Source organism: Geomesophilobacter sediminis, assembly GCF_016458275.1.
Classification (GTDB): Bacteria; Desulfobacterota; Desulfuromonadia; order Geobacterales; family Geobacteraceae; genus Geomesophilobacter; species Geomesophilobacter sediminis.
In genome coordinates, this window is the sequence record NZ_JAEMHM010000015.1 from 44,786 (window position 1) to 70,186 (window position 25,401).

The 25,401-nt window shown below is 59.9% G+C and carries 18 protein-coding genes; 14 read left to right on the forward strand and 4 right to left on the reverse strand.

What is annotated here, in order from left to right:
* Window positions 1-135 precede the first annotated feature (135 nt).
* From scpB to JFN93_RS17650, 4 genes are all read right to left on the reverse strand, one after another.
* Complete coding sequence (scpB, locus tag JFN93_RS17635; protein ID WP_199385448.1) at window positions 136-915, reverse strand: methylmalonyl-CoA decarboxylase; 780 nt, start codon at window positions 913-915, stop codon at window positions 136-138.
* Between the two features lie 105 nt (window positions 916-1,020).
* Window positions 1,021-2,661: an aspartate:alanine exchanger family transporter gene (locus JFN93_RS17640; RefSeq protein ID WP_199385449.1), complete on the reverse strand. Its 1,641-nt coding sequence runs from the start codon at window positions 2,659-2,661 to the stop codon at window positions 1,021-1,023.
* Between the two features lie 470 nt (window positions 2,662-3,131).
* Complete coding sequence (locus JFN93_RS17645) at window positions 3,132-3,836, reverse strand: lipoprotein insertase outer membrane protein LolB (RefSeq protein ID WP_199385450.1); 705 nt, start codon at window positions 3,834-3,836, stop codon at window positions 3,132-3,134.
* Window positions 3,836-7,231: an alpha-amylase family glycosyl hydrolase gene (locus tag JFN93_RS17650; protein ID WP_199385451.1), complete on the reverse strand. Its 3,396-nt coding sequence runs from the start codon at window positions 7,229-7,231 to the stop codon at window positions 3,836-3,838. The genes JFN93_RS17645 and JFN93_RS17650 overlap by 1 nt, the downstream gene beginning before the upstream one ends.
* 262 nt (window positions 7,232-7,493) lie before the next feature.
* Between JFN93_RS17650 and mltG the strand changes: the two genes are divergently transcribed.
* From mltG to JFN93_RS17720, 14 genes are all read left to right on the forward strand, one after another.
* The gene (mltG, locus tag JFN93_RS17655) at window positions 7,494-8,525 is read left to right on the forward strand and encodes an endolytic transglycosylase MltG (protein ID WP_328754254.1); all 1,032 of its coding nucleotides are present in this window, start codon (window positions 7,494-7,496) and stop codon (window positions 8,523-8,525) included.
* A gap of 288 nt (window positions 8,526-8,813) precedes the next feature.
* On the forward strand, window positions 8,814-11,291 hold the full coding sequence (locus JFN93_RS25610; RefSeq protein ID WP_236021791.1) for a methyl-accepting chemotaxis protein: 2,478 nt from the start codon (window positions 8,814-8,816) through the stop codon (window positions 11,289-11,291).
* 138 nt (window positions 11,292-11,429) lie between these two features.
* Window positions 11,430-12,560, forward strand: a complete 1,131-nt coding sequence (locus tag JFN93_RS17665; protein WP_199385453.1) for an ABC transporter substrate-binding protein — start codon at window positions 11,430-11,432, stop codon at window positions 12,558-12,560.
* A 71-nt stretch (window positions 12,561-12,631) separates the two neighbouring features.
* A complete protein-coding gene (locus JFN93_RS17670; protein ID WP_199385454.1) occupies window positions 12,632-13,714 on the forward strand; it encodes an ABC transporter substrate-binding protein in 1,083 nt (360 codons plus the stop codon).
* Window positions 13,715-13,911: 197 nt separating this feature from the next.
* On the forward strand, window positions 13,912-16,392 hold the full coding sequence (locus tag JFN93_RS17675; protein WP_199385455.1) for a HAMP domain-containing methyl-accepting chemotaxis protein: 2,481 nt from the start codon (window positions 13,912-13,914) through the stop codon (window positions 16,390-16,392).
* A 310-nt stretch (window positions 16,393-16,702) separates the two neighbouring features.
* The gene (locus JFN93_RS17680) at window positions 16,703-17,065 is read left to right on the forward strand and encodes a hypothetical protein (RefSeq protein ID WP_199385456.1); all 363 of its coding nucleotides are present in this window, start codon (window positions 16,703-16,705) and stop codon (window positions 17,063-17,065) included.
* 477 nt (window positions 17,066-17,542) lie between these two features.
* Window positions 17,543-17,899 (forward strand): hypothetical protein, encoded by a 357-nt coding sequence (locus JFN93_RS17685; protein ID WP_199385457.1) that lies wholly within the window; start codon window positions 17,543-17,545, stop codon window positions 17,897-17,899.
* Window positions 17,900-18,394: 495 nt separating this feature from the next.
* Window positions 18,395-18,844 (forward strand): SRPBCC domain-containing protein, encoded by a 450-nt coding sequence (locus JFN93_RS17690; protein ID WP_199385458.1) that lies wholly within the window; start codon window positions 18,395-18,397, stop codon window positions 18,842-18,844.
* Between the two features lie 244 nt (window positions 18,845-19,088).
* On the forward strand, window positions 19,089-19,712 hold the full coding sequence (locus JFN93_RS17695; protein ID WP_199385459.1) for a DUF4919 domain-containing protein: 624 nt from the start codon (window positions 19,089-19,091) through the stop codon (window positions 19,710-19,712).
* Between the two features lie 219 nt (window positions 19,713-19,931).
* On the forward strand, window positions 19,932-20,378 hold the full coding sequence (locus tag JFN93_RS17700) for a hypothetical protein (RefSeq protein WP_199385460.1): 447 nt from the start codon (window positions 19,932-19,934) through the stop codon (window positions 20,376-20,378).
* Window positions 20,379-20,805: 427 nt separating this feature from the next.
* Window positions 20,806-21,255 carry an SRPBCC domain-containing protein gene (locus JFN93_RS17705; protein ID WP_199385461.1) on the forward strand — a complete coding sequence of 150 codons (450 nt, stop codon included), beginning with the start codon at window positions 20,806-20,808 and terminating at the stop codon, window positions 21,253-21,255.
* Between the two features lie 158 nt (window positions 21,256-21,413).
* The gene (locus tag JFN93_RS25975; RefSeq protein ID WP_199385535.1) at window positions 21,414-22,316 is read left to right on the forward strand and encodes a type IV pilin protein; all 903 of its coding nucleotides are present in this window, start codon (window positions 21,414-21,416) and stop codon (window positions 22,314-22,316) included.
* A 374-nt stretch (window positions 22,317-22,690) separates the two neighbouring features.
* Complete coding sequence (locus tag JFN93_RS17715; protein WP_199385462.1) at window positions 22,691-24,316, forward strand: hypothetical protein; 1,626 nt, start codon at window positions 22,691-22,693, stop codon at window positions 24,314-24,316.
* Between the two features lie 128 nt (window positions 24,317-24,444).
* Entirely contained in the window at window positions 24,445-25,191 is a 747-nt protein-coding gene (locus JFN93_RS17720; RefSeq protein ID WP_199385463.1) for an SAM-dependent methyltransferase, read from the forward strand.
* The last annotated feature ends 210 nt before the right edge of the window (window positions 25,192-25,401 follow it).

The following is a 25,401-nucleotide window of genomic DNA, read 5'->3' on the forward strand; positions in this document are numbered from 1 at the left end:
GATGCAATGCAAAAGGGCCCGAAAATCGGGCCCTTTTTTTGTTCAGCTGGTCCCCCTCTCCCTCCGGGAGAGGGTCGGGGTGAGGGTAGCTTCTTCTGGTATGGCCCCCCTCACCCCAGGGGGCGAGGGAGCAAACTACTCCCCGGTGAACACCGGACTCCGCTTCTCCAGAAACGCCTTGATCCCCTCGCCGTAATCCCTGCTGTCGTAGACGGTCCGGCGCAGCCCCTGCACCCTTTCGAAGGTGAGCGGGCTCATCGGGTGGGCGCTCGCCAAAAGCCGGATCTGCTCCTTGATGACCCCGATGCTCAAGGGGCTGTTTTTGGTGATCTTGCCGGCCATGTCGTAGGTGAACGCCTCCAGTTCCGACGACTCGATGAGGTGGTTCAAAAGCCCGGACTGGTATGCCCGGTCGGCACTCAAAGGCTCGGCGGTGAAGAACATCTCCTTGGCGATGTTCACCCCCATGATGTTGATGAAATGCAGGATCCCGGAGACGTTGTACGGCACCCCGATCTTCGCCGGCGTCATGCAAAAGGAGGCCGTCTCGCAGCCGATCAGGATGTCGCAGCTCAAGGCAAGATCGCAGGCCCCGCCCCAGACGCTTCCTTCCACCATCGCGATCACCGGGATCGGCAAGCTCTGCACCGAACGGAGCACCGTCACCAAGGGGTCGTTGTACGAAAGGGGATCGCGTCCCGGCTGGGGCAGCTCGTGCACGTCATGGCCGGCGGACCAGACCTTGGCCCCTTTTTGCGCCCGCAAAATGAGCACCCGCATCTTGCCCTTCTGCAGCGCGCTGATCGCCTGCAGCACCTCGGTGATCAAAGCCTGACTCAACACGTTGCGCTGCTTCGGGTTGTTAAAAGTGATGGTGCCGACGTTGTCCAGCAACTGCGTCGTGATAAGCGACATCTCGATCTCCCTTTTCGCTGAAGTGGGGGCGGGGCCCGCGCCCTCTCATGATCGAGGACGAGCTATGAGTCTAACAGAATTATCTCAAAGCGCTTCCCGCACCCCTTACCATTGCAGTGCCAGGATCATGTGCACCAACAGGATCTTCCCGATGGTGGAAACGGCGTAAACCGAGGCGTACCCCTGATCCGGCAGGTCGTTGCCGGTCTGGTCCTTGGCAAAGCCGAGCACCGCGATCTGGGTGTGCATCCCGGCAACCATCCCCGATACCAGGCTCATCGGGATCTTGAAGAGGCGGTGCCCGATCCAGAGCACGGAAAATGCGGTGACGGTGGTGAGGATGGCGCCCGCGACGAAGATGGAGATCCCGCCGCCCCGGCTCAAGGTGGAGACGAAGGTGTAGCCGGCCCGGGTGCCGATCCCGGCGAGGAAGAGGACCAGGCCGATCTGGCGCAAGGTCATGTTCGCGGCGTAGGGAAGGGTCCAGACCATCCCCCCGGTGCGCCCGAAGGTCCCCAGAATCAGCGCAACCACCAGCGGCCCGCCGGCAAAGCCGAGCTTCACGCTGCTCCCGCCCGGAAACGGAATCGGGATCAGACCGACGCACAGACCGATCACCAGTCCGAGACTGAAGGTCATGACGTCGACCTCGCTCACCTTCTTGTACGAATTCCCGAAAAAGGCCGCCACCTCTTTCATCTGGTTCTGGTGCGCCAGGACCCGGACCACGTCGCCCAGCTCCAGGACCGCTTCCTGGCTCGGGACGAACTCGTCGTCCCCCCGGCGCACGCTGGTGACCACCTCGCCGAACCGGTCCCGCAAGTTGAGCTCCCGCATCGGCCGGCCGGTGACCTGGGGATTGGAGACGAAGATACGGCGGTAGGCATACTCGGAAGCGTCGACCCGCAGCTCCTTCCTCCGCTCCCCGACCGCCTGACCGACCTTCATCAGCTCCTCCCGGGTCCCGGTCACGATCACCAGGTCGTTGATCTTGAAGACCGTCTCGGGGGTGCAGACGAAGAAGCGGTCGCCCCGCTTGACCCGGCCGAACAGGACTTTCCAGCCATACGTCTCCCCCATCTCCTCGACGGTAGCCGATGCCGACTCCAGGCTGTGCACGCGGAAGGTGCACTGCACGGTGTCCTCCACCTCCTCGTTGGAAGGGTTGCGCAGCCGCTGCGCTTCCGCCCGGTAGTCGGTCTTCCAGAGACGCTGCGCCAGGCTGATGGCCAGGACCACGCCGATGACCCCGATCGGGTAGGTGACCGAGAAGCCGACCACCGGGTCGGCGAGGAGCTGTTCCAGCTGGTCCGCCGGCGCGGTCTGCTTGATGGTGTCGAGAATTCCCGCGAGCGCCGGGGAGGTAGTGAAGCTCCCGGCATACATCCCGGCGGCGACCCCGGCCGGCAGATGGAGGAATTTCTGGAAGCCCAAGCAGGCGGCGGCAGCCAGGATCAACGCCACCGCCACCAGGATGTTGTTGCGGATGCCGTCGCGGCGCAGCGAGCCGACAAAGGCAGGCCCGGCGGCAAGGCCGACCGTGTAGACGAAGAGCGCCTGCCCGAGCACGTAGACGATCTCCGGCGCCTTCAGATCGCGGTGCAGCGAACCGATGGCGATCCCGACAAAGAGGACCGCCCCGACCCCGAGGCTGATGCCGTAGACCTTTACCTTGCCCAGCGGGTAACCGATGGCAGCGACAATGAAGAGGAGGAGCAGGGGATTTTCGATCAGGAGCTTGAGCATGTCGTTCACCTTTGTGTTCCGGGGAAAAAGTGGGGGAAACCTGCGGGAGAAAACATGACGCGCTCTGCGGGAAAGACGTATGAAAAGGAACGGGAGAGGATTAGGAATTTCTCAACGAAGGGAGAAGTGTACCAGTAAGCCGGGGGGGCGCAAACGGAAGGAGATCGGTCGGAAGAGGCGGGTCGAAACGGCAAGGGAACTGTGGGAGCGCCTTTCCAGGCGCGAACCGCCGAAGGCGGCAACCACGGGCGTGAACCATCGCCCTGGAAGGTTACTCTTGCATAACTGGCGGGGGAGCACGTTACTGTGGGAGCGCCTTTCCAGGCGCGATCCGCCGAAGGCGGCAACAAAAGGCTGCGGTTATTCGCGCCAGGAAGGGCGCTCCCACAGAGTAGGCGGCAATGAAGCAGTTCGAGGGGGAAGAGAACCGGTCGCGGCAGGAATGTCGCACCTGCCCGAGGACTTGAGGTTTACGGCGCCCCTTGCAGCAAGACAAGCGGCAGGACCTGGTACCCATCCAGCTTGGCAATGAGGGTATCGGGCTCGATCGGGTGATTCACCTCCGGGTCCTCGAAGGTGATCTTCACCTCTCCTCCCTTGCCGTCATGGATCTCCATCTTCTCCGGGAAAGGGACCCCGTCCACCATCCGGTAATCGCGATAGATGACCTCCTCACCCTCGGGGGCCACCTTGCGCTGTACCAGACCGTTGTCCATGAAAAAGATCCGTTCCCGCCCGAACTCCTCGCTTTCCATTTCCCGGGCCCCGAGCGAGGGACCGGGCACCGGGGGGCGCGCCAGCACCCAACGCATCAGTCGCAAGGTGGCGAGATAATCCCCGGGGGGGAGCTCGGTGACCCTCCCGGCGTAGGCGGTTTTCTTGTCGGGGACCAGACAGGTCAACCGGTCGTCATCCATGAAGAGCTCGAACACGGTCGACCCGAACGGAGCCAGAAAAACGACGTGGAGCCGGTTCGGGCGCTGGAAGAGCAGGAAGCCGTGCGCGCTGCCGCTGTGCCCCCGCCCCTTGGCGCTGACCGCTACCGACGACGAGAGCGTGTCGACGCTGGCCCCCGGAATGACCTTTACCGGCGGCGGCGCCGTGACGCACCCCCCCAAAAACAGCAGCAGCGCGGCGATGCCCCAGAGGAAGCGTTTGCCTTGCCGAAGCGCCATCAAGCCATTTCCTCCACCAGGGAGAGGAACTGATCCAACCGGTACCCGGCCGCCTCGGCCGTTTCCAGGAGCGCTCCGGCCAGCTTCCCGGCCGCCTCCGGCTCCTCGGGAGGAGCCGCAAACGGTGCGATCGCGGCAAGCCAGGAGAAGAGGAGCTGGAACTGCTCCTTGACGAACCAGGTTACCCCGCCGCTTTCGTGGAGTCCGACGAAGGTGGCGACCTTCTCGTTGTCCAGGAGAAGCTGGCAACCAGCGGCCGTCCCCTTCTCGCGCACCACGGCCCAAAACTCCTCCGACTCCAGCAGCAGCGCCAGGAGCTCGCCCCATCCCTTGGGGGGAAGAACCGGGGGGAGTTCCGGCTCGGCGGCCGCCAAAGCCGCGAAGCTTTCCACCACCGGCCGGATCAGGCCGTACTGTTCGCAAAGTTCCGCCGAGGTCATCTCCTTGAGCTCCCCGAGCCGGTGCAGCGCAAGATAGCTGCAGAGCAGGAGCCAGCCGTTGGGGTTCTTCACGAACTCCGGAGCAACGTGGCGCAGGGCCTGCTCCATCTCCCAACCAAAGGTCGCCAGGAGGGCGCGCTGCGCCTTTTCTTTCGACTGCGGGGCCGCGGCGCGGTAGAAACCGGCCAAAAGCGGCTCCAGCGGAGGCATGAGTGCCTCGGTTCCCTCGGCGAGGTTCTCCGCACCGACCCGGGTCACCTTTTCCAGCAAGATCCGCAGCTGGTCGTTGACCGCACGGTAACGGACCTGCTTCACCTCCTCGTCGAGGCATTCCACCCCGCAACCGTTGAGCTGGTAGCAGACCGCGCCGAAGGTGCCGTACTCGTCGTCCCACAGCTCGCGGAAGTCCAGGAAGGCATGGTAGTCGTAGGCATGAAGCTCCACGTAGAGCCCCTTTTCGCAGAGGTCGCGCCCGTTGCGGAGGTACTCAAGCCCGGTGGCATAGTCGCGGAAGCTGTAGTAATGGCGCCCGTCGTCGAGGAAGCCGAGCGCCTCGCCGAGGGTCTTGCGAACCAGGTGGCTGCCGCCGTTTCCGTCCTTTTTGGCAATGGCCGAGGAGTCCCGGATCCAGCCGGAGGTCGACCCGAAGCGGTTGTGATAGAAGATGATGCCGCGGTCGCCTCCGGCGCGGTTGGAGTAGGCGAATACGTTTTCGTCGACGTGGCCGCCGCTGTAGAAATCGTAGAGGACGAACTGGTCGCTCCCCGAGAAGAGGTAGCGCCGGCGCATCAGCGGGAAGATCTGCGCCTCGTGGCGCGCCACCAGGTGCTCGTCCACCGGCTCTTCCCACATCGCCCGGCGGTATTCCATCCCGTACTTCTCGTGGAAACCCTCGATCTGCCCGTGACCGAACATCGGGAGGCCCGGCATGGTCACCAACAGGACCGAGGCGCCGAAGTACTTCCCTTCCTTGCCGAACTGCTCCACCGCGGTCCGCTCGTCCGGATTGTTCATGAAGTTGACGAAGCGCTTGAGGATTTCCGGATCGAACTCCAGGACGTTCTTGATGGTCTGCCGGTACTTGGCGTTCTCCTCCATTTTCAGCATGTTCATGAAGGCGCTGTTGTAGACCCGGTGCATCCCGAGGGTCCGCACAAAGTACCCTTCCATGAGCCAGAAGGCCTCGGCAAGGAGCAGGGTGTCCGGCGCCTCGACCGCCACCCGGTCCACCACCTCGCGCCAGAATTCCACCGGGAAGACCTCGTCGAAGCTGGGGCGGTCCAAGCCGTGTTCGGCGCGGGACGGGACGCCGCCGGAATGCCCGGGAAGCGGAAACCACAGCCTCTGGTAGTGCTTTTTGGCCAGGGTCATCGCGGCATCGAAGCGGATGATCGGGAACTGGCGTGCAACGTGGAGAATGGTCTGGATGACCGCCTCGCGCACCTCGGGCATCAGGTAGTTGAGCTGCGCGGTGTCGTTCCAGGGGGTGCTGGTCCCGTCGTTGCCGTGGTAGATGTAGCGGACCCGGCCGGAGTTCCGGTCCAGGTGCTTGAAGACGACCGCGGCGTCGCGCTTGTCCCAGTAGCCGTCCTCGATGAAAAGGCCCAGGCTACCGTCCTCGGAGAGATCGGGGCCGTTGTACTGATAGGAAGGGTACGGCGGGTAGTCGAGCTGGATGAACCAGTCCGGATGCTCCCGGACCCATTTCGAATACAGCCCGGTGTGGTTGGGGACCATGTCGCTCGCCAGCCGGATGCCGCGTGCGGCGCAGCGGGCCTTGAGGTTCTGGAGCGCCTCCTCGCCCCCCAGATCCCAGGCGATCACGTAGTCGTAGAGGGAATACGCCGAGGAGATCGCCTCGTAGTTGCCGCCGATCCGCTTGATCTTCTGGGAGGCCGGCGAGCGTTCCCAGATCCCGATCAGCCACAGACCGCTAAAGCCCCAGCGGGCGAGCCGGTCCAGCTCCTGGTCCGGGATCTGGTCCAGGCGGTGGATCTCGATCCCGTAGCTCCGCGACAGCTGCCCGAGCCAGACGTAGACCATCTTGGCGATCATCACCACGTTGGCCATCCAGTCGGCGTCGCGGGAGAAACGCTCGTACTCGGGGTAGTCGTGGCCGCCGAAGGGGCCGAGCCCCTGGCGCCCGAACTCCAACACCTGCGGTTTGCCGGGACCGCCGAAAAACATCCGCCACTCCTCCTTGGCAACTTCCAAGGCGGTGAGGAGTTCCGAGAGGAGGTCGGGGGGGAGGATGGCGGACCAGTTGTCCTTGATGTACTGGATCTGGCCCGGCAGGGAATGCGGGGACGCCTCGATGGGGGCACGCAACAGCTTGGAAAGCGGAAGATCGAGCGGCACGAAGGGAGGCGCCTGGGCCAGGAGCTTGTCGAAGGCCCCCATCACCTGGAGAAAAGGGGCCTTCTCGGCCAGTTCCCGGTCGTCGAAGATACGGCGGAAGCCATCCAGGGCGCGGTTTTCGCCGCCGATCTTCAGCAGATAGCTTTCTGACGCAAGGAGCATCCGCCGGCTCTGGCCGGCATCGTCCCCAGCGAGAAACCCCTGCGGGGTCTCTCTCCCCAGCACCATTTCGGTGCCGGGAAAGAGCTCGGCAAAGCTTTTGAGCAGCCGCTCGGCGTCACCGGAAAAGCCCGGGTAGCCGGCATCGGCCATGAGGCGGGCAAGGAGCCCCGGCTGCTGGGTTTGAAAGTAGCTCCCGAGCAGGTAGCGGTAGATCCGGTTCAGCATCGCGTAAAGGTGAATCAGTCCCGGCTGGTAGTCGCTGCCGGGGGTGGGATCGACTTCCTTGAGCCGCTTTACCAGGCGCCGCGCGAACACGATGCCGGGCACCCCCCTGGTCTCCTCGAGGATCTCCTTCAGCTGGACCTTCTCACCGCAGGCCTGGGTAATCTGAATGCCGAACGGGAAATAGGCCGCCTTGTCTAACCTCTGTTCCATGAAGCACCTCTCAAGAAGATTTATGCCCCACCCTACCAGGCACCTAGGCCGCCTATCATACAATGGAATGCCCCGGCTGTCTCTAAAAAAGTTATTATTAAATATACTTCAGGCAAATCCATCCTCTAACTGAGTCAGTCCGCTTAGGAATTGACCTTTGAGGGTGAATCAAGGTAATATGTCAAGGATTTCATTCAGGAACAGGACTGCAGCCATCGGACGTTCAGAACTCATAGCCTTTCTGCGCAAGCAGCGCCGTTACGTGGTGGTGCTGGTAGCGCTCATCGTCATCCTTCCCCTGGCGCGGTTTGCCGCCTTCACCGCTTTGCCGGCCGGCAAGGGGCGGGTGGAAACCATCGTGGAACTGGGCAAGGGGCGCCCGCTGCGCAGCCTGGCCGAAGAACTCCAGAGCCGCCGCATCATCAGCAGCGCCCGGCTCTTCGTGCTCTATGCCCGCCTCAAAGGTGGCGATGCCCGCCTGAAGGCCGGTTACTACCAGTTCAGCGACGGGATGCGCCCCTCCCAAATCCTCACCAAGATGGTCACCGGCGACTTCTACCGCCGGATGTTCGCCGTGCCGGAAGGGTATTCCACCTACCAGATCGCGGAGATGCTGGAAAAGCGCGGCATCTTCACCAAGGACGCCTTCCTCGCCGCCTGCCGCGACAAAAAGCTCCTCTCCGAATTCAAGATCCACGCCGACTCCGCCGAAGGGTACCTCTTTCCCGGGGCGTACAACATCATCCCCGGGCGCACCGAGAAGGACGTGCTCAAAGAGATGGTGGAGCGGCAGCAGAGTCTGATCGCGGAGCGTTTCGCGGCGCGCCTCAAGCAGAGCCACCTGTCGGAACGGGAGGTGCTCACCCTCGCCTCGATGATCGAGAAGGAGGCCATGGTCGCTACCGAGAAGCCGCTCATCGCCGGCGTCTTCCAGAACCGGCTGAGAAAAGGGATGCGCCTGCAGAGCGACCCCACCGCCCTCTACGGGGTCCGTGCCTTCGCCGGCAAGGTTTCCAAGCGCGACATCCTGAAGGACACCCCCTACAACACCTATCGCATCGCCGGGCTCCCTCCCGGCCCGATCGGCAATCCCGGCGCGGATTCCATCGATGCGGTCCTCACCCATCCCCCCACCACCTATTTCTACTTCGTCGCCCGTGGCGACGGCAGCCACCAGTTCTCCAGCACCCTGGGCGAACACAACCTCGCGGTACGCACCTACCTGCGCTCCACCCCGCCCCCGGCAGCCGGTCCGGAAACCACCCCGGTCCACAGTACCAAGACCGCCCGCTAGACCCGCCCCAACCTTTCTAATCTTCGTAGTTGCAGTATCCAACCGCGTTTTCGGCTCGCTTGCGCTCATATCATTAGAATGTATTATTTAGCGCGTCCAAATCCCGAGTTCGGTTTGCGCCTTTTCCCTGCTTGATGCCGGGCATGGGACGCCACCCGCCGAGGGAGAATTCCCATCGGTGCACCGGAAACGGCATCATTTGGCTTTTACCGGTGGCCCCATTCAGCTCCAGACGTTGCCCGATCCGAAGCGCTCCGGCGCGGCTGCCGGAAAACAGGAGATCCTGCCATGACGGTAAAGGGAAAGCTCCTCAGCAACGTGGCACTGACCATCGTCGGCATCGTGGTGATCGCGGGGATCGGCATCTTCTCCATCGGCCGGGTCAGGGCGAGCATCGAGATCCTCACCGGCAAGTCGACCCCGCTGCACCTGAAGATGCTCGAGCTCCAGCAGACCGTGGAAAAGGTTTCCGCCGACTTCATGCGGCTGGAGATGACTTCGGAGCCCGCCGAGGTGGCGCGGCTTTCCGACACCATCACGGCCCGCATCCAGCGGATGGAGGAGCTCAACACCGAAATCCGCACCGGCGGGGCGGGCTCCTCCGGCGTCGACACCACGGTATTGAGGGACATCGAGCAGACCGTGGTGCGCGTGGTGTCGCAACGGCTCAAGGACATGAGACTTTTCCAGGCCGAGAGCGCTTCGGTGAACGCGGAACTTCTGCGCGCCGAAAACGGGGTGGCCGGCATGCGCCGCGGCATCAGCAAACTCGGCACCAGCTCCCTTTCCGCCATCAACACCTCGCAACAGGCAAACCTCGAAGTGAACAGCAGCATCAAGAAGCTCCTCACCCTGCAAAGCCGGCTCAAGGACATCCACATCATCCTGAGCGACCTGGAGCTTTTGAAGAACAAGTACAAGATCGGCCCGTTGCGCGAGCGGCTGAAGACCGCCATGGAGCTGACCCGGACCATCCCGGTCGACAAGGGGGACCACCCGGTGATCCGGGAGGTGAAGGGGGTGGCGCTCGACATCTTCGACAAGATCGGCAAGGAAAACGGCGGCCTGATCGCCTTGCGGCTGGAAATCCTGGGGAGCGCGGAGAAGACGGAAACCGAGCAGTATGGCGCCAGGCGCCAGGAGATCGTAAAGCCCCTGGAGGAGAACAGCCGCAAGATCTTCAACACCATCGACAACCTGGAACTCCAGATCGTCAAGGACCGCAACAACGTGGTCTCGTCGCTGGGGCTCCAAAACGCCACCAGCGCCGTCATGGAAGGGGGGAGCGCCATCAGCGTCGACGTGAAGGAACTGAGCTCCGGGGTGCGGCAGATCATGCTCAGCTCGACGGAGCCGGAAGTAGGCGCCATCACGGCGCGCCTGGGGCAGACCGAACGCCGGATCCAGGAGAACGTGGACCGGGTGCGGCGCATCCTGCAGAAGGCCGGACAGGCCGGGATGGCACGCAGCATGGGGGAGGTGTCGGACATCGTCTCCCGGGCCGGGGGGTCGATCCGCAAGATCGCGGCGACCAAGGGGGAGGTGATCCGGAGTAACCTTGCCATGCAACGGGCGCTGGAATCGGCCCGTGGCATCTCGGGGGAACAGGCGCAAAAGAGCGAGCAGCAGGTCAAGAACATCGGGGAGAACCAGCGCCAGATCTTGACCGGGGTGCGCCAGGCGGTAAAGCACGCCGCATTTCTTTCGGTGGTCATGCTCCTCGTGTCGCTGGGGGTGATCGCCCTTTCCCTCTTCATCAGCCTGCGCATCATCGCCTCGATCACCCGTCCCCTGGCCCTGGCCAAGGAAGTGACCGCGGAGATCGCCGACGGCAACCTCACCCGGCGCATCGAATTGCATAGCCGCGACGAGATCGGTGAGATCTGCAGCAGCATCAACAACATCGTGGTCAATTTCCACCGGGTGATCTCCGAGGTGGTCCGCAACACCGGCGAGGTTGCCGCGGCCTCCACCAAACTCTCCGGCGCCGCCGAGCAGATGGCCGGCGGTGCGGCACGCGCCGCCGGCGAGGCGGAAGCGGTGGCGACGGCAAGTGAGGAGATGGCCGCCACCTCCAACGAGATCGCCCAGAACTGCTCGGCCGCCGCGGTGGGATCGGATCAGGCGAGCACCGCGGCCCAGACCGGGGCCGCGGTGGTGAAAGATACCGTGCACGGGATGAACCTCATCGCCGACAACGTCAGGAAATCGGCCCGTACCATCGGGAGTCTCGGCAACATCTCCGAGCAGATCGGGGCGATCGTCGGGACCATCAACGACATCGCCGACCAGACCAACCTCCTGGCCCTGAACGCCGCGATCGAGGCGGCCCGCGCCGGCGAGCAGGGACGCGGCTTCGCGGTGGTGGCCGACGAGGTGCGCGCCCTGGCCGAGCGGACCACCCAGGCGACCCGCGAGATCGGCGCGATGATCAAGAACGTGCAGACCGAGACCCAGGGGGCGATCAAGGTGATGGAATCCGGGGTGCGCCAGGCGGAAGCGGGAACCACCGAGGCGGCCCGATCGGGGGACGCCCTGGAGGAGATCCTGCAGCAGATCCAGGCGGTGACCATGCAGGTGAACCAGATCGCGACCGCCGCCGAGGAGCAGACCGCCACCACCGGGGAGATCACCAGCAACATCCAAAGGATCAACGAGGTGATGCAGGAGACCGCGCGGCACGCCCAGGAATCGGCTGCCTCGGCGCAGCTTCTCTCCCGCCTGGCCGAGGAGCAGCGCAAGCTGGTCGGGCACTTCACGCTGTAAGGCGCGTGCGTTCGACGTTTGGCGTTTGGCGTTTGGGAGTTTGACGTTCCGAGTTGCCGGGCCGGCAAGCCTTCCCCTGTGGGAGCGCCTTTCCAGGCGCGATTAAAGCTTCGACCATCGTAAGGAAAGGAGGTTCACATGAAGAGGATAGCGCTGATGGTTGTCTTGCTGCTTGCGGTCGCAGCGGTCGCGTCCGCGGAAAACGTCATCAAGATCGGCATGGTGAACGACCAGACCGGTCCCAACAAGGGTGCCGGTATCGCCATGAAAGCCGGGGTCGCGGCCTACTTCAAGGCGGTCAACGAGCGCGGCGGCGTAAACGGCGCCAAGCTCGAACTCGTGGTCGCCAACGACCAGTACGACCCGGACAAGACGGTGGACGGGGTGCTCAAGCTCATCGAGGAGCAAAAGATCTTCGCCGTCGTCGGCACCATCGGCACCTCCAACGGCATCTCCATCCTGCCGATCGTCAAGGAACAGAAGCTCCCCTTCGTCAGCCCGCGCTCGGGCGCCCTGAACTTCCGCACCCCGGTCATCCCCGAGGTCATCAACATCCGGGCGAGCCACCAGGAAGAGATCGACCGCCTGGTGGATCTTCTGGCCAAGGAGGGGGGCGCCAAGCGGTTTGCGGTCTTCTACCAAAACGACACCTTCGGAACCGAGATCCTCTCCTGCACCGAGACCGCCCTCAAGCGCCACGGGCTCTCCCTCGCCGCCAAGGGCTCCTTCCAGCGCGGCACCCTGGCGGTAGCCTCGGCGCTCTCTTCCATCATCCAGGGCAAGCCGGACGCCATCATCCTCGGCTCGGTCTACGCCCCCGGCGCAGAGTTCGCCAAGGCGGCCCGCAAGGAAGGATTGAAAAGCTACTTCGCCTCCGGCTCGTTTGCCGGGGGAGCCAACCTGGTCAAAGCCGCCGGAGCCGACGCCGAGGGGATGATCTTCTCGCAGGTGGTCCCGCCCCTTTCCGACCTGAGCCTGCCCATAACCAAGGAATGCAAGGAGGCGGTGGAAAAGAATCCGGAAGGGGCCGGCTTCAACTCGGTGAGCCTGGAGGGGTGCATCACCGCCAAGTCGATGGTGCTGGCGCTCGAAAAGGCCGGGACCCCGCCGACCCGCGACGGCTTCATCAAGGCTTTCGAGGCGATGAAGGGGACCGACCTGGGCGGGATCAAGCTCAGCTTTGCCCCCGACAACCACCAAGGGCAGAACAACGTCTACATGGAGATGGTCAAGGACGGAAAACTGGTGCCGTTCACCGCACTCAAATAACCAGCGAGGCACACCGCGTGGGGCCAGGGGAGTTCCCGAAACGGCAACCACGCGACCACCGGGAGGATGACATGAAAAGGTTTTTCCTGCTTGTCAGTATCGTCGTTTTCGGTGCCACGGCCCTCCATGCGGAACCGACCGGCAACGTAATCAAGATCGGCATGGTCAACGACCAGACCGGACCGACCAAGGGGTCGGGCCGCGGGATCAAGATCGGCGTGGACGCCTATTTCAAGGCGGTGAACGAGAAAGGTGGGGTGAACGGCAAAAAGCTCGAACTTTTGGTGGTCAACGACATGTACCAGCCGGAAAAGACCGTTGACGGACTGCTCAAGCTGATCGAGCAGCAGAAGATCTTCGCCGTCGTCGGCACCGTCGGCACCTCGAGCGGCGTCTCCATCATCCCCGTGGTCAAGGAATACAAGCTCCCCTTTGTGGCGCCCCGCTCCGGAGCGGCCGATTTCCGCACCCCGGTGACCCGGGAGCTCTTCAACATCCGCGCCAGCCACCAGGAGGAAGTCGACAAGCTGGTCGATCTCCTGGTCGCCGCCGGGGCCAAGCGCTTCGCCTTCTTCTACCAAAACGACACCTTCGGCCTGGACGTCCTCAACTGCACCGAGAAGGCGCTCAAGCGCCACGGGCTCTCCATCATCGCGAAGGGGTCGCACGAGCGGGGAACCGAGGCGGTCACCACCGGTCTGGCCTCGATCATGGCCGCCGGGGCTCCCGACGCCATCGTCATGGGATCGAGCTATGCGCCGGTCGCCGAATTCGTGAAGGGGGTGCGCAAGGAGGGGTTGAAGGTGTACCTGGCCACCGGCTCCTTCGCCAGCGGCGCCAACATGGTCAAGGCCGCCGGGAACGCCGCGGAGGGAGTCATCATGTCGCAGGTGGTCCCCCACCTCCAGGACCTGAGCCTTCCGCTCACCAAGGAGTGCAAGGAAGCCATCGACAAGAACCCGGAGGAGATGGGGTTCAATGCCGTCACCATGGAGGGATGCATGGCGGCCAAGTCGATGGTCATGGCACTGGAAAAGGCCGGCGATCCCCCCACCCAGGAAGGGTTCATCCAAGGCCTACGAGTCGATGAAGGATGCCGACATGGGGGGGATCAAACTGACCTTCACCCCGGAAAACCACCAGGGGCAGAGTAACGTCTTCGTCGAGATCGTGCGGGACGGAAAGCTGATCCCGCTCAAGTCGTTGAAGTGACTGAAAGGGGACCGGCCTCCGCCCAGGTGCCGGTTCCCTTTGTACCACCAGCTTTCTCGAAAGGGGACTGGCTCCGCAGGTGCCAGTCCCCCTCTTATTACCTGTCAGCCCAATGGGACATCCCAGAAGGAGAGGCGCCATGACCGTCAAAAGCAAGCTTCTCGGCAACGTCGCCCTTACCATCGTCGGCATCGCGGTGATCGCAGGAATCGGCCTCTTCTCCATCGCCAAGGTCCGATCGAGCATCGAGATCCTGACCGGAAAGTCGACCCCCCTGCACCTGAAGATGCTGGAGTTGCAGCAGACCGTGGAGAAGGTGTCGGCCGACTTCATGCGCCTGGAGATGACCACCGAGCCGGCCGAGGTGGAACAGCTCTCCCGTAACATAACCGACCGGATTCAGCGGATGGAGGTATTGAACGAGGAGATCAGGAAGGGGGGGGCCGAATCCTCGGGAGTCGACACCGCCGTCTTGCGCAACATCGAGGCGACCGTGGTGCAGGTGGTCAGCCAGCGGCTCAAGGACATGGCGCTGTTTCGAAACGAGATCGGAGTGGTGAACAGCGAACTGCAGCGGGCCGAAGCCGAGGTGAGCGGCATGCGCCGCAGCATCGGCAAGCTCGGCTCCAATGCCTTGGGGGCCATCAACTCGTCGCAGACCGCCAACCTGCAGGTGAACAGCAGCATCAAGAAACTCCTCACCCTGCAAAACCGCTTCAAGGACATCAGCCTGATCATCGCGAACCTGGAGCTGATCAAGAACAAGTTCAAAATCGGCCCGCTGCGGGAGCGCATCAAGGACACCACCGACCTCACCCGGAACATCGAGGTGGAGGCCGGCGATCATGCGGCGATCCGGGAGGTGAAGGGGGTCGCCCTGGACCTTTTGAACCGGATCAGCTCCGACAACGGCGGACTGGTCGCGCTGCGACTGGAGATCCTGAACAGCGCCGACAAGGCGGAGACCGAGCAGTACGCGGCGAAAAGGGCGGAAATAATGAAACCGCTCGAGGATTCCAGCCGCAGGATCTTCAACGTCATCGACGCCCTGGAGCTCCAGATCCTCAAGGAGCGCAAGAGCGTGGTCAACTCGCTCGGCTTCCAGGGCTCCGCCGCATCGGTCATCGAGGCGGGGAGCGCGATCAGCGTCGACGTGAAGGAGCTCAACTCCGCGGTGCGCCAGATGATGCTGAGCGCCACCGAGGACGAGGTACGCAAGGTCGCCGCGGCGACCGACACCACCCTGCGCCGGATCGACGGCAACATCGCCGCCGCGCGGCAGCTCCTGGTGAAATCGGGACAAAGAGCGCTGGCGGGAAACATCTCCGAGGTTTCCGGGACCATCCACCGCGCCGCGGCTTCGATCCAGAAAATCCGGACCACCAAGCTGGGTGTCATCCAAAGTAACGCGGCCATGCAGAAGGCACTGGAGTCGGCCCGCGGGATCTCGAAGGCGCAGGCGCAAAGAAGCGAGGAGCAGGTGAAGAACATCGGGCAGAACCAGCAGCAGATCCTCACCGGGGTCCGTCAGGCGGTTCGCAACGCGACCACCCTCTCCTTCGTGATGATCGCCGTATCGCTTACCGTCGCCCTGATCTCGCTGGTCATCAGCCTGCGGGTCATCAGCTCCATCACCAAGCCGCTCGGCACCGCCAAGACGGTCACCCGCGAGATTGCCGCCGGGAACCTGACCCGGAGAATCGCCCTGGAGAGCCGGGACGAGATTGCCGAGATCTGCGCCAGCATCAACGAGATGGTGCAGCAGTTCCACGAGGTGATCGCCCGGGTTGCCCACAACACCCGCCAGGTGGCCAATGCCTCCACCGAGCTTTCCAGCGAGGCGGAGAAGATGGCATCCGGCGCGGCCCGCGTCGCGGGGCAGGCCGAAACGGTCGCCACCGCCAGCGAGGAGATGGCGGCGACCTCCAACGAGATCGCGCTCAACTGCACCTCGGCCGCCTCCACGTCCCTGCAGGCGAACAGCGTGGCCGCCTCAGGGGCCGAGGTGGTGAAGGAGACCGTGAAGGGGATGAACCTGATCGCCCAGCGGGTCCAGGAATCGGCGGTCGCCATCGGCAACCTGGGGCACAAGTCCGAGCAGATCGGCGCCATCGTGCGGACCATCAACGACATCGCGGACCAGACCAACCTGCTGGCGCTCAACGCGGCGATCGAGGCGGCGCGGGCCGGCGAACAGGGGCGCGGTTTTGCCGTGGTCGCCGACGAGGTGCGCGCCCTGGCCGAGCGGACCACCGAGGCGACCCGGGAGGTCGGCGAGATGATCAAGTCGGTTCAGGTGGAGACCAAGGAAGCGATCAAGATGATGGAGGCCGGGGTGCGTGAAGTCGAGCGCGGCACCGTCGAGGCGGCGAAGTCGGGAACGGCCCTTGAGGAGATTCTGCAGCAGATAAACGAGGTGAGCACCCAGGTGAACCAGATCGCGACCGCAGCGGAAGAGCAGACCGCGACGACCGGTGAGATCAGCGGCAACATTCAGACCATCAACGAGGTGGTCCAGGGGACCGCGACCAGCGCCCGCCAGTCCGCCGCCTCGGCCGCTCAGCTCTCCCGCCTGGCCGAAGAGCAGCAAAAGCTCATCAGCCACTTTGTCCTGGAGTAGCAAGGGGACCCAAAGGGACTAAAGGGGACTGGCTCCGCAGGTGCCGGTCCCCCTCTTCGTCCATGTCAACGTAGATACCTGCCGTGCACCCGCAATCTTCGCTGCCCAGTCCCCTCGCCCCTGGCGGGCGGGGGTTAGGGGGCGGGGGAAGGTGCCACCGCCTCATCCGAGGAATTTGATGCCACCGGAGCAAAAACCTGAGACGCCCTACTCCGATGGATTGCATTCGGCGTGGAAAATACTAGAATTTTCCAATCTTAACCCGGCTGGCGAATTGACACTCGAAGATCCATCACGGAAAGGAGGTCCAATGCTCGGTATATCGGCCGATCTAAAAGGAAAAGACACCGTCTTCATCAGCAACACCTATCGCTACCATAGCGGACTGTGCGGTCTGAGCATCTACCGCAACCCACCTGCCGGACTCTCCACCGCAGAGGTAAAGGTGGAGCTTGACGCTCTGCAGCAGGCGTACGAAGGGGGTGCCACCGGTAACCACGCGCAGGTAGCCCTGCGCAGAGTCCTGCGCAAAAAGGTAACGGAGACCTTCAAAAAGATCATTCTCTACCTGCGAATGGTGGCCACCGAGAATGACATACCCGCCCTCATCCAAGCCGGGTTTGTCGTACGGCAGCGCGTGCCCCGGAAAAAGGCGGTTGTTGCGCCGGCATGACCAATGTCGTAGACGACCTGAGCCACAACCACTCCAAACTTCCCGCCAGCCTTGCCAGTCTTACTTGAATCCTCCCCCTGGGAACGGGTTCGCCAAACCCGACGCTCCCTTCCCGGGGTCTTTCCCGCCCCTCAAGCTCTCCTTCGATTGAACCCGCCGCATCACGATCCGCTGGTGATGTCCAGCCATCCCGTAACCGGTGGCAATAGGTCAGGTTCGACCGGTGATGACCATGTTCCGACCGGAGATGCCCATCACCCGCAGATAAGATACCCATGTTCGCAGCGATGATCCGCATGCTTCAACCTGAGACGTTCCTTCCCCAGCGCAACCACACGCTCAATCAACCCGACCGCCCGTATACTTCGATAGAAGATACGCATCTTCATTCCGACGACACCGGTGGTTTCAGTCGTAGCTGCGCATCGATGGTCGAACCCATGCGGTTGTGTTCACCAGGAGATGCCCAACTTCGACGTGGAAATACCTGTCTTCAACCTGGAGGTCTCCGTCTTCAACGTGGAGATGGGCATCACCAGCGCGATGATGGGCATCTTTCACTTGAAGATGCCGCAGGTTCAACCCGACGACACCTGTCTCCTGCCGAAACAAAGCAGGGCCCCTTCCCGGTCATGCGTCTGGTACTGGTACAAATGCGGCATCACCGACGTAACCACACCCCTCTTCCAACAAGACATGGACGTCATCCGGCAAGGATATGTCCATGTTTCGGTTGACGACGTGCGTCGCCAGCAAGACCATGCGCATCGCCAGGGAGAAGATGCGCATCATCGGCTAGAGGTATGCGGATCTTCTTCACTGGTGATTCGCTAGGTCGTACTGAAAATGCGACTTCGTCAGCATGAACACAGGCATCTCCAGCTCGACTAAGGACATCGTCTGGCCGACGAAGAACATCACCTACTCGACTAAAGACATCATCAGCCCGACCAAGGGCATGATCCGTTCGACCATGCGGCATCTCCGAATGAAGTATGGGCATGTTCAACGTGGATACGCCCATGGTCAAACTGAAGACGGTTCATCGCCAACAGGCCTATGACCTTGAAAGCCACACCACAGAGGCCCATTTCCGCCCTTGGAAAGGTGGAGGTCATTGCAGCCCGCGGACCTTGATCCATAACGAGAGGCGGCATCTATTGCCTCAGAAGAAACGCACCCGATTATCCGCAGTTACATAAGCCTTCAATAAATTTGATCAATCAAGAGGCTGATTTCATTAGGCATTCTTTTATGTTATAAGGCCGGAAACGGTGGAGACAGCGGAAGGGAGCGGGAAGCACCTCCCCTGCGGATGGAGAAACTTCAATGGCCACTCATCAGTTGCAGACGGAAATAGCAATCAAGGCTGCGCCGGAGCGGATCTGGTCGATACTCACCGATGTGGAAGCCTATCCCGACTGGAACCCGTTTATCCGGTCCCTCCGGGGCGACCTGGTGCGGGGCGCCAAACTTGAGGTGCGGATTCAGCCACCCGGGGCTAAGGGAATGACCTTCCGTCCGACGGTCCTGGTCGCGGAGACGGGTCGGGAGTTGCGCTGGCTTGGCCATTTCCTGTTCCCCGGGCTATTCGATGGCGAACACAGCTTCGTGATCGAGCCTGCCGCTTCCGGCCAGGCGATATTCCGGCAGTGCGAGCGTTTCAGTGGGATCCTGGTGCCCCTTTTCAAGGAGAACCTCGACGGAGCTACCCGGCGCGGTTTCGAAGAAATGAACCGGGCGTTGAAGGCACGGGCGGAGGCGGGGATTGCACTCTGAGGACTCCGACTCAAACAGAATTTGAGCAAACTGGCGCAGGTAAACTATTCGGTGGAGGTTCTACTTTCTTTTCCGCAGTCGGATGGTTTTACGATTGTTGGATTATTGGTAGGGTACCAATGGATGCTACAACAAGGTGCCCCTGACTCTTATTGTTAGCGGACGGTATTCATGAATTTGCCGGCGCATTGCAAGTCCTGCTACCCGCCGCTGTGCTCTCAGCGTTGGCAAACTTGGAGGAAACATGAATAGGATTGCGAGGCGAGCCTTTATGGCCATGGCTGTGGCTTTAACAATGATTTCAGCACCGTGCTTCGCCGTTGATTTCACCACGCTTAGAATGGACTTTGCAGCAAAACCTAATTTTAACCCTTACGCAATTCAGGCAATAGAAAAAGCTCTAATTACTGAAGCAATGGATGCATGGAAGAAAGGTGACGCCGTCACGACTTTTAAGAAGTTTGATGAAGTTTTAAAAATATACCCGACAAGCATTGAAACCCACAAGAGGATGAGCGACGGGTTCAAGCACCTCCTCAGCATTGCTAATGAACAGCAAAAAGAACGGCTCAGAGAGCTTGTCCAACAACACAAGGATGCCGCAGATGGGATTATTACGTCAATCCTTTCATCAGGAGATGGAAGGAGCAAAAAGACTGCCTACAAGGTAATAACAATTTCAGAAGAGTATATGGTGTTGTGGTACCGTGGTCTTAATTTCAAGAAAATCGAGCTTGATGACCTTGGCACAATCCCCTTTGACATAGCAATTATACCCAATGAAGATGGAACAGAGGCTAAGGTTTTTTTCGATGTTAGCATCCTGAAAAACTCTGCAATAGCTGCGTCCAAGAAAGTATCACCTTAGGGAAGGACAAGGGGCACGCCCATGAATTATGAGTTTCTCACTGCACTAACGCATAATTGCATGGGCGTCCCCCTTTTTGCCTCCTAGGAGGTCATGATGAAACGTTGCATTCTATGTTTACCCCTCTGTCTAGCCCTTCTCGCCCTCACTGGATGCTCTAACAATCTACGAATCCATACTGATTTTGTTCCTCCCGGGTCGCTTCGACTCGCGCAGGTGATGGTACTTGGGAAGCGTGCGGAGATCGTGCAGGCAAAACCTCTTTACGATGCCATCCTCGCGGATGGAATCCGGGATTCCGAGATCGTCGACGGGAGCGTCGTCATGGCCAGGATCTTCTGCTGCGGCGGCATGACCGACAACCTGAGTTCGGAAAAGGTCAACTCTTTGATTCTCTACGTCCCGAAAGAGGTGACCGTCGGTCGAGGAGACATCGTTGAAGTGAGGGTTGGTCGCCCTCCGGAAAAGGGAGACGCCGGAAAGGTGCACCTCGTAACCCGGGTCGTGCAGAAATACGGGGGGAACGAAGAAAGATGCTGGTGGGACCCGAAAGACGACCGTCTCTGGCTAAGGGTGATTTATTGCGACTGGATGCCTAATGAGGGATGGATCAAGCAGGGAGGAACGAACCCGGCATGGTACAAGCTAGAGTCATCCGGCCTTTGAGGGGACAGGACGATCTAATGTATCTGAGGCAAGCTGAGGTGTCAGGTCTGGACATGGACAAAGTGTCGGCCGTGGGGTGGCTAGAAACCAATAGATGCTGGATTAATTCGAACCTTCCATCGCGGTAAGGTCGATAATCCGCTAATGCGAGGCAGAGGCCCAGAGGGGGTATCCGCGCTTTGACGGTGCACTTTTCGAGGTCTGTCCATGTCCAGACCTGACACTTTCAGCCTCTCCTAGTAAATGGGGCTTTACGGCATCGAAGACACCATCGATTCGGTGGAAACTGATGAACCGATCGGTCCACCGGGCTGACCGCGGGCCGAGATCAACAAGGCGGTACATGATGAGCGTTACGAGGGAAGGTTAAGGTTGCGTAGCGGAAGGGAGAGGGGGAGCGCCTCTCCAGCAGACGGGAGAACTTGTAATGGGCACTTACCAGTTGCAGACGGAAATTGAAATCAAGGCAGCGCCGGAGCGGATCTGGTCGATCCTCACCGACCGGGAAGCCTATCCCGACTGGAACCCGTTCATCCGGTCCATCCGGGGAGACCTGGTACGCGGCGCCAAACTTGAGGTGCGGATTCAGCCACCCGGGGCTAAGGGAATGACCTTCCGCCCCTCGGTCCTGGTGGCAGAGTCGAACCGGGAGTTGCGCTGGCTCGGCCATTTCCTGTTCCCCGGCCTGTTCGATGGCGAACACAGCTTCGTGATCGAGCCCGTCGCTTCCGGCCCCGTGATATTCCGGCAGTGCGAGCGTTTCAGCGGGATACTGGTGTCCCTCTTCAGGGGAAGTCTCGACGGAGCTACCCGGCGCGGTTTCGAGGAGATGAACCGGGCGTTGAAGGCACGGGCGGAGGCAGGGATTGCATTTTGAAATAGTTGTTTGTTAACGGTCTAGGCCTGTCCCTGGAGACTCCTTTTGGCTGAGAGAAATGAATGGAGAGCACTTATCCAACCGCTTAGGTTTTCGACGTAAAATTGCCACATACTCGGATATTTCAACGCCCCCCCTGCCACCAGAGGTGATGAGAGATGTTGGAAACTATAAATAACTTCCTGTTCAAACTTTTTGATGACTTCTCGTGGAAAAGGCTCTTCACGACGGTTCTGGCAATTGTAATTTCAATTGTTGGGTTGTTGGTATTTGAGAGATATACCAGTAGCTTTGAGCTAAATAGGATTCAGAAAGCGGCTGAAATATTATCAAATTTGCAAAAGATTGACACATACCATACTCCATCAAGTAATGAGGTTGAAAGTGTAAAGCATCAGCTATTGACTGATTTAACAAAGTGCATAAAACAAAAACCACTAACGATCGAGCTTCCTGAAATTATGTTGTCGGGTGTTTGGTCCACGAGGATTAAGAATTTCGTATCAGGAGCAGCCCCATGGTTAATTCTTGCAGTTTTATCGTTACCGGCGGCACTAAACAGAAAGCCCCCTAATACAACCTCATTTGCTACTTTTGGAGTTTTTGCAGTTGTTTGCGGTGCTGCTGCCATTTATTTGAATTTAAATGTATCTGCGGTAACCAGTTTTTTAATCTTCTCACTAGCACCACTAATTGTAGTTGCTGCCATTGGTATCGCCGCAGCAATTGCAATCCCACAATTTGCGGCATATCGCATGAAAGCATATGATTCATCAGCTATCGTTTGTTTGAAAAATGCCATAACAATCATTGAGTCATTTTTTATTGATCATACCAGATATCCAGAATCATTATCTGAAGCAGGTTTAATAAAATTACCTCCATCAATCATATTAGACTACAAACTCATGACTGAGGATACCTATTTTGTTACAGCCACGCATCAGAAGAGTGGTAGGATTTATTTTAAGCTCTCAGGCGCTGATCAGATATATTCTAAAGACAAAGATGCCAAAGACGGTGATCTAACTGAAACGAATATGGAAAATCCAACGATTTAATTGAAGTGAGATCTGAATCCTTCAGGTCCAGTCAAAAAGAATGTGCAAAGTCGTTCGATAATTAAAGGTGAGCTGAGGTGTTCGGTCTGGTCAGGCAAGCTGAGGTGTCAGGTCTGGACATGGACAAAGTGTCAGCCGTGGGGTGGCTAGAAACCAGTAGATGCTGGATTAATTCGATCCTTCCATCGCGGTAAGGTCGATAATCCGCTAATGCGAGGCGGAGGCCCAGAGGGGGTATCCGCGCTTTGACGGTGCACTTTTTGAGGTCTGTCCATGTCCAGACCTGACACTTTCAGCCTCTTCTATCTGCATGGCTGCGAACGCGTTGTCTTGGATATGGAGGTCACGGAGAGGACCATGAGGCCGATTTTGCAATGTCCACAACTGATGAAGTCCGTGAAAAGGCGAGAGGGTTACATAGAGTCATCGGATCAGTTTGGTTGGCTCAACTTGGAGGCAGCCACCGTGTGACGAATACCAATATCGCCAGGGCGTTAGAAGCCTTCCATCATCTAGTATCCGCCGGTGATGGGGGGCGTGTGCAAACAGTCGCTGTCGAATTGCTCGCCGGGAACCTTGAATGGGCACGTCACCGCATTGAGAGGTATTCATTCCATCTTTATGATACGAATGCGCCCATTTCTAAGCAACGTGAAGCGCTTGAGTATTGGGTTGTTCTAGAGCCGGACAATAATAAATTGCATTGTTTTCTTGGGCAGTGTTGGCAAAAGGAGGAGGGGACGGGGAGCCAAAAGGCTCTTGATTGCTTTAAAGAGGCTTGCCGTTTGCGAGAGGACTATCCTCCAAACTGGGCTAATCTAGGCAAAGCCCTTCTAGCAAGAGGGCGTGACGGTGCGGTTGATTTTCTCCAACGCCTTGAGCGCGTCGAAAAAGATTGTCCCCAAGCTATTGACGGTCACGTTCGAGCAATTCAAGCAAATTGCTACAAGCTTGCAGGGAAAGACGTAGAGGCTGCTGCGCTTCGCATGGAGAGAATCCGCGGCGGCAGTCTTGACGCGATTTTCTACAATGACGAAGCGAGAGCCCGTCTAGCTGCGGGGAATCCTTCTGGTGCTCTAGAGATTCTTGATCTTGCGGACAAGACTGGTTGCGCTGACGAATTCACAGCCGGAATACGATATACCATTTTTCAGCAGACCGACCCTGCGCAAGCGGCAACCCTTCGCATGGAAAGAATAAACGCCGGCAGTCAAAGCACAATATTCTATTTTCAAGAAGCCAAAGCCCGTTTAGATGCTGGTAGTCCATTTGGAGCGTTGGATATTCTCGACCTCGCTGACAAGAACGGCTGTTCTGATGACTTTACGATCTCGTTGCGATGCAAAGTTCTTCAGCAGACTGATCCTGCACAAGCTGCCGCCCTGCGTATGGAACTGATCAGAGCCGGCAGTCGCAACACCGTAATTTATGTTCAGGAGGCAAAAGTGCGGCTAGATGCGAACAATCGCTCTGGCGCACTAGAAATTCTTGACCTTGCAGATAAGAACGGTTGCGAAAATGACTTCACAGCCGCAATGCGTGGCACAATTCTACAGCAGACAGATCCTGCACAAGCCGCTGCCTTGCGGGTGGAGCGAATCGTTGCGGGTAGTCGCAACGCGGCGTTCTATACCGATGAGGCCAAAGCGCGGTTAGAGGCAGGCAATCCATCTGGTGCGCTTGAAATTCTTGATCTAGCAGAAAAGAACGGCTGTGCTGACGATATCACAAGATCAGTGCAGGGCGCAGTACTCCAACAAATCGACCCTGAAAAAGCTGCTGCTTTCCGTATGGAAATAATCGATGCCGGAACTCAAAATGCCGCGATCTACGCTCAGGAGGCAAGAGCACGGCTAACTTCAGGCAACCCTTCTGGCGCACTAGAAATTCTCGATCGTGCCGAAAATACTGGCTGCGGAGGTGATTTCATAACTACAATCAGGGGCGCAATTCTCCAAGGGAGGCAGGCGGACCGGGAAGACAGTCGGACCGAGTATTGATAATTTGCTAACGTGTAAGCAAGAACGGCCCCCGGCCGGGAAGAAGCATCTGTCACACGGTAGGGCAGATGGTCTCCCTCCCCAGAAGGGCGGAGGAGCCTCTGTGAACCGTAAGGAGACTTTCCGAAATGGACATTCCACGGATCTTCAACATCTGCGAAAGTGCTCACCGCATCCATAACCCGTTCACTCCTGAAAAGCTCGCCACTCTCGGCGCGGCGCTGCGACTGGAAAAGGGGACCCGGGTGCTCGACCTCGGCAGCGGTTCGGGGGAGATGCTGTGCACCTGGGCACGTGATTACGGCATAACCGGCACCGGTATCGACATGAGCCGGTTGTTTACCGAACAAGCGAAAATGCGCGCTGCAGAACTCGGCGTCGCCGATCGAGTGACGTTCATCCATGGCGATGCTACCGGCTACGTTTCGGAGGACAAGGCGGGTGTGGCAGCCTGCATCGGTGCCACCTGGATCGGCGGGGGAGTCGCCGGCACTATCGAGCTTCTGGCGCGGAGCCTGCGCCCCGGCGGGATTATTCTCATCGGCGAGCCCTACTGGCGGCAGGTACCGCCGACGGAAGATGCTGCCAAGGAGTGTCATGCCAGCTCAATCGCAGACTTTCTCATGCTTCCGGAACTTCTCGCGTCTTTCGGCCGTCTGGGCTTCGACGTCGTTGAAATGGTCCTGGCGGACCAAGACAGCTGGGACAGATACGAGGCGGCCCAATGGCTCACCATGCGCCGCTGGCTTGAAGCCAATCCTAACGATGAGTTGGCGAAAGAGGTTCGAGCCAAACTGAGCTCGGAACCCGAGCGGTACGCCGCGTACACGCGAGAATACCTGGGCTGGGGTGTGTTTGCGCTGATGCGGCGGTGATGCGTTGAACATCCGGTGGATCGGCAGCCGAACTGGACGGGCCAAAACCTCAAAAGCACCCCCCCTAGATCCCCCTTTGATAAAGGGGACTTAGGGCGGACTTTACGGGAGCAGGATGCTGCGCCCCTAAGTATGGCTGTTGGCGGTCAACTGATCGCCGCCCAGCGCATCAGCGCGGTCATTCGCGCCAGGAATGGCGCTCCCACAGGG

Excerpts from the sequence above, each read along its gene's own strand:
- JFN93_RS25610 (WP_236021791.1), top strand. The coding sequence starts at position 8,814 with ATGACGGTAAAGGGAAAGCTCCTCAGCAACGTGGCACTGACCATCGTC.
- JFN93_RS17715 (WP_199385462.1), top strand. The coding sequence starts at position 22,691 with ATGTCCACAACTGATGAAGTCCGTGAAAAGGCGAGAGGGTTACATAGA.
- JFN93_RS17665 (WP_199385453.1), top strand. The coding sequence starts at position 11,430 with ATGAAGAGGATAGCGCTGATGGTTGTCTTGCTGCTTGCGGTCGCAGCG.
- JFN93_RS17700 (WP_199385460.1), top strand. The coding sequence starts at position 19,932 with ATGGTACTTGGGAAGCGTGCGGAGATCGTGCAGGCAAAACCTCTTTAC.
- JFN93_RS17680 (WP_199385456.1), top strand. The coding sequence starts at position 16,703 with ATGCTCGGTATATCGGCCGATCTAAAAGGAAAAGACACCGTCTTCATC.
- scpB (WP_199385448.1), bottom strand. The coding sequence starts at position 915 with ATGTCGCTTATCACGACGCAGTTGCTGGACAACGTCGGCACCATCACT.
- JFN93_RS17645 (WP_199385450.1), bottom strand. The coding sequence starts at position 3,836 with ATGGCGCTTCGGCAAGGCAAACGCTTCCTCTGGGGCATCGCCGCGCTG.
- JFN93_RS17705 (WP_199385461.1), top strand. The coding sequence starts at position 20,806 with ATGGGCACTTACCAGTTGCAGACGGAAATTGAAATCAAGGCAGCGCCG.
- JFN93_RS17640 (WP_199385449.1), bottom strand. The coding sequence starts at position 2,661 with ATGCTCAAGCTCCTGATCGAAAATCCCCTGCTCCTCCTCTTCATTGTC.
- JFN93_RS17720 (WP_199385463.1), top strand. The coding sequence starts at position 24,445 with ATGGACATTCCACGGATCTTCAACATCTGCGAAAGTGCTCACCGCATC.
- JFN93_RS25975 (WP_199385535.1), top strand. The coding sequence starts at position 21,414 with ATGTTGGAAACTATAAATAACTTCCTGTTCAAACTTTTTGATGACTTC.
- JFN93_RS17670 (WP_199385454.1), top strand. The coding sequence starts at position 12,632 with ATGAAAAGGTTTTTCCTGCTTGTCAGTATCGTCGTTTTCGGTGCCACG.
- JFN93_RS17695 (WP_199385459.1), top strand. The coding sequence starts at position 19,089 with ATGAATAGGATTGCGAGGCGAGCCTTTATGGCCATGGCTGTGGCTTTA.
- JFN93_RS17690 (WP_199385458.1), top strand. The coding sequence starts at position 18,395 with ATGGCCACTCATCAGTTGCAGACGGAAATAGCAATCAAGGCTGCGCCG.
- JFN93_RS17650 (WP_199385451.1), bottom strand. The coding sequence starts at position 7,231 with ATGGAACAGAGGTTAGACAAGGCGGCCTATTTCCCGTTCGGCATTCAG.
- JFN93_RS17675 (WP_199385455.1), top strand. The coding sequence starts at position 13,912 with ATGACCGTCAAAAGCAAGCTTCTCGGCAACGTCGCCCTTACCATCGTC.